The organism is Phaeocystidibacter marisrubri, assembly GCF_008933165.1.
Classification (GTDB): Bacteria; Bacteroidota; Bacteroidia; order Flavobacteriales; family Schleiferiaceae; genus Phaeocystidibacter; species Phaeocystidibacter marisrubri.
Genome location: NZ_WBVQ01000001.1, coordinates 607024 through 619180, shown reverse-complemented (window position 1 = coordinate 619180; position 12157 = coordinate 607024). Strand labels below are relative to the sequence as shown.

The 12157-nt window shown below is 44.5% G+C and carries 8 protein-coding genes; 3 read left to right on the top strand and 5 right to left on the bottom strand.

Annotation, left to right across the window (positions count from 1 at the left end):
• Nucleotides 1-18: 18 nt before the first annotated feature.
• Entirely contained in the window at nucleotides 19-609 is a 591-nt protein-coding gene (locus F8C82_RS02700) for a hypothetical protein (RefSeq protein WP_151691889.1), read from the bottom strand.
• 140 nt (nucleotides 610-749) lie between these two features.
• Between F8C82_RS02700 and F8C82_RS02695 the strand changes: the two genes are divergently transcribed.
• The 3 genes from F8C82_RS02695 (at nucleotide 750) to F8C82_RS02685 (ending at nucleotide 5399) form a co-directional block, all read left to right on the top strand.
• Nucleotides 750-1679 (top strand): lytic transglycosylase domain-containing protein, encoded by a 930-nt coding sequence (locus F8C82_RS02695; RefSeq protein WP_151691888.1) that lies wholly within the window; start codon nucleotides 750-752, stop codon nucleotides 1677-1679.
• A gap of 75 nt (nucleotides 1680-1754) precedes the next feature.
• Nucleotides 1755-4610 carry an excinuclease ABC subunit UvrA gene (uvrA, locus tag F8C82_RS02690; protein WP_151691887.1) on the top strand — a complete coding sequence of 952 codons (2856 nt, stop codon included), beginning with the start codon at nucleotides 1755-1757 and terminating at the stop codon, nucleotides 4608-4610.
• Nucleotides 4611-4691: 81 nt separating this feature from the next.
• On the top strand, nucleotides 4692-5399 hold the full coding sequence (locus F8C82_RS02685) for an LOG family protein (RefSeq protein WP_151691886.1): 708 nt from the start codon (nucleotides 4692-4694) through the stop codon (nucleotides 5397-5399).
• Between the two features lie 67 nt (nucleotides 5400-5466).
• Here F8C82_RS02685 and F8C82_RS02680 read toward each other — a convergent pair whose 3' ends face one another.
• Genes F8C82_RS02680 through F8C82_RS02665 form a run of 4 tightly spaced genes read right to left on the bottom strand, consistent with a single transcriptional unit; the run spans nucleotide 5467 to nucleotide 12074 of the window.
• Entirely contained in the window at nucleotides 5467-7062 is a 1596-nt protein-coding gene (locus tag F8C82_RS02680; RefSeq protein ID WP_151691885.1) for a choice-of-anchor B family protein, read from the bottom strand.
• Nucleotides 7063-7064: 2 nt separating this feature from the next.
• Complete coding sequence (locus tag F8C82_RS02675; RefSeq protein WP_151691884.1) at nucleotides 7065-9743, bottom strand: DNA gyrase/topoisomerase IV subunit A; 2679 nt, start codon at nucleotides 9741-9743, stop codon at nucleotides 7065-7067.
• Nucleotides 9733-10221: a hypothetical protein gene (locus F8C82_RS02670; RefSeq protein ID WP_151691883.1), complete on the bottom strand. Its 489-nt coding sequence runs from the start codon at nucleotides 10219-10221 to the stop codon at nucleotides 9733-9735. The genes F8C82_RS02675 and F8C82_RS02670 overlap by 11 nt, the downstream gene beginning before the upstream one ends.
• Nucleotides 10222-10223: 2 nt before the next feature.
• The gene (locus F8C82_RS02665; protein ID WP_151691882.1) at nucleotides 10224-12074 is read right to left on the bottom strand and encodes a DNA topoisomerase IV subunit B; all 1851 of its coding nucleotides are present in this window, start codon (nucleotides 12072-12074) and stop codon (nucleotides 10224-10226) included.
• Between the last annotated feature and the right edge of the window lie 83 nt (nucleotides 12075-12157).

Here is a 12157-nt window from a genome sequence, read left to right as displayed (position 1 = left end):
ATTTTGATGTGTTAGAATTTAATCGAGAGTAATGTCTAATCCGGCGGAAACGTTCATCTGTATCAGTGTAGATCCGGCACTTAAGCCCACATCACAACCTCCAGTTCCACACCACAAAGCAGCTCCTACATTGGTGAGAGGAGCCAAAATCTGTCCTCTAAAGTTCAAGCCCAAAACAGGGGTAAGTTTTACCTGAACACCTCCTTGTGCTCCAATGGCAAAAAAGACTTCAGAATTTCGGGAACGCTCTAAGGGATCCATAATGGACAATCCAAACAAAACACCTCCATACGGTGTTAACTTGCTTTCCGTCTTATGGAAATACGAAGATCCGAGCATGACATAATGTACGTCCATTTCGAAGAGGCGCTCCTCGTAGAAGTTGGCACTCCTCTCTAAATTGACATCCGTATTCTGATAGGAGTACATGATATTGAAGCCCACGTCTCGTCTTACTTTGAACGTAACCGCAGCTCCAAGTACATTGCTGGGTTGAATGCGCAACTGACCTTGATAGGTGTAGGCAGAACCAAAAAATTGATAGCCTGTAAAAGCTTGAAGACTCAACTGAGAATACGACGCTGTTGAGTAGCCAATAATGGCCATCATGAGCAATATGTATCGGTATTTCACGTGATAGGTTGTGTTGGTGTAGTTAGTTATCCGAATATAGACATTAATTACCTAAACACGAGCGCATCAAGTTCTTTCGTACTTTTGAAGTTACCTCTAAATAAGCAGAAACAATCATGAATATTCGCTTTTCACATCTATTGGCAGCTGTCCTTTTCCTCTCCTTAACTGCAGGTAACAATCGGTATGATGGTCAGGGAGATGAGGAACAAAAAGCGCGAATTGCGAAAGATTACAACATTCATTCACTCCCGCTTCCCGAAGACCTTACGCTTGGGGGCGAAAGTGTGCCTATGGATGATCCGGATGTTAGAGAGCGCTTAGATAGAGAGCTTCTCGTGAACACCTATTGGCAAAGCAATACCATCCTTCTTATTAAGCGCGCAGCCCGCTACATGCCCGACATGAAAAAGACTTTTGCCGAAGAAGGGGTTCCAACCGATCTCACATATGTGGGACTTATTGAAAGTGGATTTCAGAATGTCGTTTCTCCAGCTGGTGCTACTGGCTTTTGGCAATTCATGGAATCTACGGGCAAAGAATACGGCCTGGAAGTTCAGGGTGAAATTGACGAGAGATATCACGTGATGAAATCCACCAGAGCCGCAGCCCAATACTTGAAGGCAGCTCGCGAAAAATTTGGCTCATGGACTTTGGCCGTTGCCAGCTACAATATGGGTATGGCCGGAGTTGAACGCCAACTCGAACGACAAAAAGCAAGCAATTACTACGACCTACTTCTAAATTCGGAGACTTCTCGATACGTTTTCCGCGTTCTTGCCGTCAAAGAAATCATTGAAAACCCAGATGAGTACGGTTTTCATGTCCGTGAATCAGACCTCTACCCCATTCTTAAAACCCAAGCGGTAACAGTAGATTCAGCCATTGCAGATTTAGCACAGTTTTCACTCGATCTAGGAATCAACTACAAGACGCTGAAATACCATAACCCTTGGTTGCGCGACTCCTTCCTCAAGAACAAAGACAACCGCACGTATACGTTTGACATTCCCGTAGATAAGTCATTTATCCAATCGGAAGAATAAACGTACTTAACCTTTTTATCGACCCCATTTTCCCGTCGCAGGGTTGTACCTTTGCAAATCTGAATGAATCGGTATATGTCGGACTCTGAAGTTACTTCCCCAGTACAGACTTTTAAACACGGACAAATTGATGTTCACGGAGCACGTGTTCACAATTTGAAGAACGTTGATGTCTCCATCCCAAGACGAGAATTGGTAGTCATTACAGGATTGAGCGGGAGTGGTAAATCATCCCTCGCATTCGACACGCTTTATGCGGAAGGTCAGCGTCGTTATATCGAAACCTTTTCTGCTTACGCCCGCCAGTTTTTGGGTGGAATGGAACGTCCTGATGTAGACAAAGTAGATGGACTTAGTCCGGTTATTGCAATCGAACAAAAAACGACCAGCAAAAATCCGAGATCGACCGTAGGAACGGTAACGGAGATTTACGACTTCCTTCGACTCCTTTTTGCGCGAGCAAGTACGGCCTACTCGTACAATACGGGAGAGCAAATGGTGAGTTACACCGACGAACAAATTCGCGACAGTCTCTATGAGCGATTTGAAGGTAAGCGAATTGCACTTCTTTCCCCTCTGGTTCGTTCGAGAAAAGGCCATTACCGAGAATTGTTTGAACAGACAGCGAAGCAAGGTTTCATCCGTGCACGTGTAGATGGCGAATTGGTCGAAATAACCAAAGGCATGCGCCTGGATCGATACAAGACCCACGACATTGAAGTGGTGATTGATCGAATGCAACTGGACGAAGAGGCCGATAAGAGGTTGAGAAGTTCCATTGGCACCGCCATGTTCCACGGTAAGGGAATTATGATGGTGATGGACCTCGACACCGAGGAAATTGCCTATTTCAGTAGACACTTGATGTGTCCAACCTCCGGTATTGCCTACCCAGATCCTGAACCAAACACCTTCTCCTTTAACAGTCCAAAAGGCGCTTGTCCTTCTTGTAACGGTTTGGGTACGGTGAAGAAAGTGGATTTGGCCAAAGTGATTCCCGATTCTTCAAAAAGCATAAAAGGAGGTGGGTTTGCTCCCATTGGTGAACAGAAAAAGAGCTGGATTTTCAATCAGATTGAAATGATTGGAGAGAAGTTCGGATTTGATCTGTCTACTCCCATTAATAAAATCTCTGAAGAAGCCATGGAGGCCTTGCTCTATGGAATTGAAACGACCTTTGAAATTCAAAGTAAAACACTAGGTGTTACGCGTAAATACCGCGTCGATTTTGAAGGAATCGTGAACTTCATCGAAAGTCAGCATATCGACTCTAAAAGCAAATCCATTCAACGTTGGGCCGATGGCTTTATGGAAGCTTCCGACTGTTCAGAATGTGGAGGAGCTCGACTCAAAGTGGAAAGCTTACACTTCAAGGTAGGAGATTACAATATCGCCGACCTCACTCGTATGCCGATCACTGAATTCGGAAAATGGTTGGAATCAGCAACCGATCAAATGACGCCGAACCAACGCATTATTGGTTCAGAAATCATTAAAGAATTGCGAGATCGCGCAGGTTTTCTACTCGAAGTAGGATTGGGATACCTCTCATTGGATCGCCCGGCAAAGAGCTTGAGCGGTGGAGAAGCACAACGCATCCGTCTCGCTACGCAGATCGGTTCTCAGCTTGTCAACGTTCTATACATTCTCGATGAGCCGAGTATTGGACTGCACCAACGCGACAATCACAAGTTGATAGACTCTCTCAAACGCCTGAGAGACGTGGGAAACTCCGTACTGGTTGTGGAGCACGACAAGGATATGATTGAAACGGCCGACTACATCCTAGATATTGGTCCAGGTGCGGGTGTTCATGGTGGTCATATCGTCGCTCATGGAGGATTGCAGGACATCCTCGCCTCTGGAAGTCTTACTTCTCAATACCTAACTGGAGAAAAAGAAGTTCCTGTGCCGAGTGAGCGCAGAACTGGAAATGGACATTCACTCGTACTAAAGGGTGCAAAGGGCAATAACTTAAAAGGTGTGGACATCTCCATTCCTTTGGGCACTCTTACTGTGGTAACGGGCGTTTCAGGCTCTGGGAAATCGACACTCATCAACGAAACGCTGTACCCTATCTTGAGTCAGCATTTCTACAAATCAGTGAAAAACCCACTGGCATACGATAGCCTTGAAGGCATAGGGAACTTGGACAAAGTTATTGATATCGATCAAAGTCCAATTGGAAGAACCCCACGTTCTAACCCTTCTACCTATACCGGAGTATTCAGTGATATACGAAACCTCTTTGCTCAATTGCCAGAGGCAAAAATCCGTGCGTACAAACCGGGACGCTTTAGCTTCAACGTAAAAGGTGGAAGATGTGAGACCTGTGAAGGTGCAGGTGTACGTGTGATCGAAATGAACTTCTTGCCGGACGTTTACGTACCATGTGAGACTTGTCAGGGCAAGCGTTTTAACCGCGAAACCTTAGAAGTTCGCTACAAGGGGAAATCGATTTCCGATGTACTCGATATGTCGGTTGAAGATGCCCTTAACTTCTTCGAAGCCATTCCAAAAATCAAGAACAAACTCAAGACCCTGAACGATGTTGGATTGGGTTATATCACTTTAGGACAACAGTCCACTACCCTCTCTGGCGGTGAAGCACAACGGGTAAAGCTCGCTACCGAATTAGCCAAACGCGACACAGGCAACACCATGTACATCTTAGATGAGCCCACCACAGGGCTTCACTTTGAAGACGTTCGTGTTCTGATGGAAGTACTCCAAAAACTGGTGAAGCGCGGCAATACAATTCTTGTAATTGAACACAACATGGATGTGATCAAACAAGCTGATTACATTATCGATATCGGTCCTGAAGGTGGTAAAGCCGGAGGTACAGTTGTAGCTGAAGGAACTCCAGAGGAAATCATCCGTGTTGAAGAGAGTTTAACAGGCCAATTCCTCGCTCTAGAATTGAAGTAAGGCGATTTTTTTGTGGTCCGTTCTGAACTAAATAGCGGTGTTTAGCGTACATTATAGTACTGAACCACAGAAAATCCCTATATGACAGAAGAGGAAAAAATCAAACGCGCGTTTAAGCGCAAGAATTGGAACGAAACTAAAACCAACGACAGTTGGGCTATTTTCAAAATCATGAGTGAGTTCGTGAATGGATACGAACATCTCTCTAGAATTGGTCCCTGCGTTAGCATCTTTGGTTCAGCCCGAACCCAGTCCGATGATCCCTACTACAAACTGGCTTCCGATATCGCCGAACGCTTAGCGCGCAAGGGATATGGAGTTATCACAGGAGGTGGTCCGGGTATCATGGAAGCTGGTAACAAAGGCGCCAAAGCAGGCATGGGTGCCTCCGTTGGTCTCAATATCGACTTGCCATTTGAGCAAAATCACAATCCTTTTATTGATGAAGACAAGAACTTAATGTTCGATTACTTCTTCGTGAGGAAGGTGATGTTCGTAAAATACAGTCAAGGATTTGTGGTCATGCCCGGTGGATTTGGAACCTTGGATGAGTTTTTCGAATCTATGACGCTCATTCAAACACATAAAATCGGGAAGTTCCCAGTTGTACTTGTAGGTACTGAATTTTGGGGAGGATTGATCGACTGGATTAAAACAACCGTTCTAACCAAGTACCACAATATTTCAGAAAATGACCTCGACCTTTTTAAAGTCGTAGATACTGCAGAAGATGCCGTAGCACATATCGACGAATTCTACACCAAGTATCTTCTCAAGCCGAACTTCTAATATTTCTTCCACACAAAAAAAAGAGCTCCACATTGGGAGCTCTCTATATTTGTACGAGTTGATGTTCTTATCGGATTACCAGACGTTCAGTCCAGTTTACCTTAGAGCCACTCACTTTGATCAGGTAAACACCAGAAGCCAAATCGAGATTCAATTTCATTTCGGTACTTCCCGAGTTCCAAGCTTTGGAATAAACAACTTTACCCGTTAGGTCAATCACACTCACCTCTGCTCCTTTGAGGCCTTCCTCCGACTGAATGGTCACAGCATCAATCGCTGGATTGGGAGCCATAACCAATTGAGATGAATTCTCTTCGGAAACTGAGAAATCAATGGGCAGCATCTTGAATACAACCGTATCCAAACCACCTTCGAGATAAGAAACAGGAAGTTTCAAATCGCGATATCCCGCCATTTTAATCTCAATAGTATCGATGAAACTCCCAACATGATGACGTTTAAAGCTGGCGTCTAAAGGATTTAGTGCTACTGAGTCTGCATTCGCCTTCAAGTATACTTTTGCATTCGGCAACAAAGTACCCGATACGCTGTCTTCTACAGATCCATAAAGACGAGCCGCCGCGGTATAGGATGGAGAAACCACGAATAACCCTTCTTGAATATCTGTAATTAAGGCATTGCCACTAGGCAGGAAAGGGTAAGCTCCCCAAGCTCCGTCGTAGCCATCACCAGACAAAGGGGAACTGTCGTACTGGCCCACTTCAATCAACCAAGAAGGATCTTTCGCATCCAAGATCTGAAGTCCGTACGTGTAGTAGCTTGTCACAACGAATTCATTCAACACATGTGCATTGTGTGGAATAGTCTGATTGTTTGGCGTTACACGGAAACGATCCGTTTCTCCAATGTTAGAAAAATTAGAGATATCATAGGCCGCGATATAACCGCTGCTGATTTCGTCTGTTGTGAAAATGGTCTTTCCGTCATCGCTCAACCAACAGTTATGTGCAAAGTTTCCTGGAGTTTGAAAAGAGGCTAGATATTGTGGTTGGCTCTTGTTTGAAACATTGGAAATCACCATTCCATTGGTAAGAGCAGCCCCATAAAGCGTATCGTTTCTAACGTATCCATCGTGGAGGTATGCCGAATTGAAAATCCCCACATATTCTGGATGCCACGGATCTGTTGCGATATCATAAATAAGCGCTCCACCTAGGGCAACATCAGCACCAAAGATGTACAAGAAACCGTTTTCATCTATCCACAAGTTGTGCGAACGAGTTGCAGAATCGGCAACAATACTATCATTCGCAATGTACTTTGGATACATAAACTCATAGGTAGGATTGGTCATGCTGTCCAAATCGACAATCAACAAACCATTGTTTGGCGATGCGCCTCCGGCGTAATCGTGCATCACGTAAGCAAAGTGATCCCAGGTCTTGATATCTCTCCATGTACTGGGTTTTCCTGGAATGAAAAACTGCTCTACCAAGTTCGAAGGATCGGTGACGTCTACAACGCTAAATCCATTTCGAACACCAACGAGGGCGTATTCATTACTATCGGCATCCACATAACCCCACACATCATTAAGATTGGCAGAGTATGTTTTTTGATTCAAGAACGTAACATTCGTTTGGGCATGTGCGACCATTCCCATCACAACGAACGCAACGAGTGCGAGTATGTGCTTCTTCATAATTAGAACTCCAGAGTAATCTGGGCTGGACCATCATCATCCGCAGAGGAATTGGAATGAGACGGTTCATTTGTATTTGTGTTCTCGTCAGCTTCATCTACTTCTTCTTCCTCAACCTCCTCAGGTTCAGGATCTGGAAGCAAGTTAATCACTTTTACCGGATGTGGCGTAAGTTGATTACCTAATGCCTTCCATCCTTTAACGGAAATAAACTCTGCTAAGTTGGTTGTTTCTGGATCACGCTCTTTGCCCTTCACTTTCTTGAAGATCACTTCAATAGAAGGCTCATCCGAAGTGGATACCAACTCTAATCGAGATCCATCTGCGTCAGAAATGAAGAGGTTCTTCTCTCCGTTCACCACCTCTATGAGGAAGCGCTTCACATAGTATCTATCCTTTGCTCCGTCATAGTAAACCGCTGTAATCGGCTGGTCTGGGCGCCACTTCTCCATAAGGATCATATCCTCATCAAAGTGGGTACTCACATCAAAACTAGTAAGGCGATAGTGTCCTGATGAAAGTATGGTAAGTATCTTATTATCACCCCTAAAGGCACCTAACAACTGACCTCGTCCGTCGTAGTTAAGTCGTTGCACGGTGTCATCGTACCACACTCTTCGTGGAGCAAGTGTACTTACACCTTCCTCTTTCAATTCGATCTTACGAACGGGATATTTAGAAGCGATATTTCCCTTTGCATTTCGTCCCTTAATGGCCAAGTCAGAGAAATCAAGATCAAACTTGAGCTTCTTTAAACGTTGAAGAGCCTTCAAGTGAACCGTAACTACCTCAGCCTCACCATTGGGATTTGCGGTAAAGTACATCACTTCAGAACCTTTTGTGCCCGCTGTTAAGTCATATTCTTTATCGCGCGTCACGCTGGTCACGTTAAAGCGCTTCATCATCGCCTTACCCTTTGGACCTCCATCGCGGTATATCATGTTGTACACCGTGCGCTTATCGCCTTTCTTAAATACGGCCACATGGATAATGTCCTTACCCACATAGGTTTTCGTATCTACCTTGGTCACCGACATCACACCGTCTCTTCTGAAAATGATGATATCGTCAATGTCCGAGCAATCACAAACGTACTCGTCCTTCTTCAAAGAAGTTCCAATAAAGCCCTCTTCGCGGTTCACGTAGAGTTTCTCATTGGCAATAGCCACCTTCGTCGCAACAATCTCGTCGAATACACGAATTTCCGTTTTACGCTCTCTGCCTTCTGAATATTTCTTCTTGAGATTCTTGAAGTAATCTACCGCATAGTCAACCAAGTTGGCCAACTTGTTCTTGATTTCTTCAATCCTACCTTCAAGAATCACGATATGTTCATCGGCCTTGGTAGAGTCAAACTTCGAAATACGCTTGATTCGAATTTCCGTTAAACGAACGATATCCTCTTCTGTAACTGGACGCAAGAGGTGCTTGATAAACGGCTCTAATCCTCTCCGAATATTGCCAATCACTTCTTCCCAAGTCTCGGCTTCTTCAATTTCGCGGTAAATCTTATTCTCGATAAATATCTTCTCCAACGAAGCAAAGTGCCAGCTCTCTTGAAGTTCTTTGAGGTTGATTTCGAGTTCAGCCTTGAGCAACTCGAGTGTGTGTTCTGTGCTTCTTCTCAACAATTCAGACACGCCAATAAAAAGCGGTCTGTCGTTCTCGATGATACAACAAAGTGGCGACACACTGTTTTCACAACTGGTGAAAGCATAAAGTGCATCGATGGTCTTATCTGGAGAAATGTTGGCCGGAAGATGAATGACAATCTCTACGTGCTCAGCCGTATTATCTTCAATCTTCTTGATCTTGATCTTCCCTTTCTCGTTGGCTTTAACGATGGAATCAATCAAGCTTTGAGTGGTGGTACCGAATGGAATTTCGGTAATCACCAATGTCTTTTTATCGAGCTGAGAAATCTTTGCACGAATGCGAACCTTACCTCCTCGAATACCGTCGTTGTACTGCGTGAAATCAGCAATACCTCCCGTTGGAAAATCGGGAAGGACTTCTACCTTTTTACCTCTTAGGATTTTGATAGAAGCATCGATCAATTCCACAAAATTGTGGGGAAGAACACGTGTGCTCAAACCCACAGCAATCCCTTCAACGCCTTGAGCTAGGAGCAATGGGAATTTAACAGGAAGGTGAATCGGCTCCTTAGCTCTACCGTCGTAGGAAAGTTGCCAATCTGTAATTTTAGGGTTGAAGACCACCTCAAGAGCGAACTTACTGAGGCGTGCTTCAATGTAACGAGGAGCTGCAGCATTATCCCCGGTAAGGATATTACCCCAGTTTCCCTGCGTATCAACTAGAATGTCTTTTTGTCCCAACTGAACCAAAGCGTCACCGATGGAGGCATCACCGTGTGGGTGATACTTCATGGTATGACCAATCACGTTTGCCACTTTGTGGAAACGTCCATCATCCAACTCGCGAAGGGCATGGAGTAATCGGCGTTGAACCGGCTTAAAACCGTCTTCCAACGAAGGTACGGCACGCTCCAAAATAACGTACGAAGCGTAGTCTAGGAAGTAATCTTCATACATCCCAGAAACCTTACTAACTGTCACTTTATCCGATGAATCCTCGTCTTGGAGTTCTTCTTGATTCTCCAATTCGCCTCCACCATTCAACTCTTCGTTCAAATCACGACCATCTTCATTCTCAATTGTCATGTTGGTCCTCTTCGTTGTGGTTCTTATATGTTTTGGCTACTGATTCTAGGGATCTCGACAAATCCTTGACTTCAGAACGAGTGAGATAAGATATCGTCACTCGCATTGTTTTAAACTTTGATTCCTTGCTTTTCACGCGAAGAATCAACACCCTTCTAAGTGGGTACTTCTTGATTTTATATCCTACAAATTTGCGCTTGGGAAATTCATACATGCGATTGGAACGGAAAACACCACCTAAGAAAGGTTCCTTGCTATCCACAATCAACACCTCTCCATCGCTGTCGTAACGAAAAACTGGATTTCCCCGATAAATCAGAATGATCACGAGAAGAATAACAAATGGGGTCACATACAAATCGCCAATTCCATACGAGCCATCAATGTTATAGAGGAGCACATCAAAGCCGATGAATATGGCAAGAACGAGGTACAGGTACTTTTGATACGTATACCTCTTTATCGTATTCAATCTCATGTCTACTGGTTTTCTACAGGATCCTTTTCAACACGCAAATTACTGATAATGAACTCCTGACGTTCAGGTGTGTTCTTACCCATGTAGAATTCCAAAATGTCTTCGATTTTCTGCCCAGGTCCCAAAAGCACAGGTTCCAAGCGAATCTCATCCCCAATGAAGTACTTAAACTCATCTGGGGAGATTTCACCCAAACCCTTAAATCGAGTAATTTCCGGTTTACTACCTAATTTGAGCATTGCTGCTCTCCTCTCTTCCTCGCTGTAACAATAAATCGTCTCCTTTTTATTGCGCACTCGGAAGAGCGGGGTTTGCAAAATATATAAATGTCTTTCTTGAACGAGTTCTGGGAAGAACTGCAAGAAGAAGGTAATCAATAAAAGGCGGATATGCATACCATCCACGTCGGCATCGGTTGCAATCACCACGTTGTTATAACGCAAGTTTTCCAAGCCATCTTCAATGTTCAAGGCCGCTTGGAGGAGGTTAAACTCTTCGTTTTCGTACACCACCTTCTTGGTCAAGCTGTAACAGTTCAGCGGTTTCCCTTTTAAACTGAATACGGCCTGAGTTTTCACATCCCGACTTTTCGTAATCGATCCCGATGCTGAATCACCCTCGGTAATAAAGAGGGTGGTTTCACCGTGACGTTCGTCCTTGTTATCCACGTAGTGAATCTTACAATCGCGAAGTTTGCGGTTGTGTAAACTGGCTTTCTTAGCGCGTTCGCGAGCCAATTTCTGAATACCACTCAACTCTTTTCTCTCGCGCTCTGCGCGGATGATCTTCTTCTGGATGGTATCGGCTACATCCGAATTTCGGTGAAGGAAGTTATCGAGACTATTCTTGAGGAAATCGTTTACAAACGTTCGAAGTGATGGTCCATCTGGACCGATATCGTTTGAACCGAGCTTGGTCTTAGTCTGACTCTCGAACACGGGTTCAATCACTTTTACACTGATGGCTACAATCACACTCTGACGAATGTCTGAAGCGTCGTAGTTCTTGCCGTAAAAATCGCGAATCGTTTTCACCAAGGCCTCTCGCAAAGCAGATTGGTGCGTACCTCCTTGCGTGGTATGCTGACCGTTTACAAACGAGTAATACTGTTCACTTTGAGAGCGCTCTGCGTGGGTCAATGCAATTTCGATATCCTCACCTTTAAGGTGAATGATATCGTGCATGATCTCTCCTGTGAGGTTATCTGCCAATAGATCTTTCAGACCATTTTCAGAGTAGTACTTCTCACCGTTGAAATAAATCGTCAGACCCGGATTGAGATAAACGTAATTCCAAAGCATTTTGGAAACGTACTCATCGCGATAGCGGTAATTTAAGAAGATAGATGGATCTGGAGTAAACTGAACTTTTGTCCCCTTTCTCTGCGAGGTGGGTTCTACGCTCGACTCCTCAACGAGGTTCCCCTTTTCAAAGTCGGCGTATTTCGTTTCTCCATCTCGAACTGCTTGAACGCGGAAAGTACTCGACAATGCGTTAACCGCTTTGGTACCCACACCGTTCAAACCCACCGACTTCTTAAACGCTTTGGAATCGTACTTGGCACCAGTGTTCATCTTTGAAACCACGTCCACCACTTTTCCCAACGGAATACCTCTACCGTAATCTCGTACGGTCACCACTCCGTCGCGAATAGAAACTTCAATGGTTTTACCAGCGCCCATGACGAACTCATCAATCGAGTTGTCAATCACCTCTTTCAGAAGAATGTAGATACCATCATCTGGTGAAGTACCATCGCCGAGTTTCCCGATATACATACCAGGACGAAGGCGGATGTGTTCCTTCCAATCTAGACTCCGAATATTATCTTCTGTATACTGTGTTCCTGACATAGGATAGAGGTAGCTTAAAAGAGTGTAATTTCTCCAATAATGGCTAAAAATAAGCATTTAGCCGACCTACCCCGAGGTGTCGG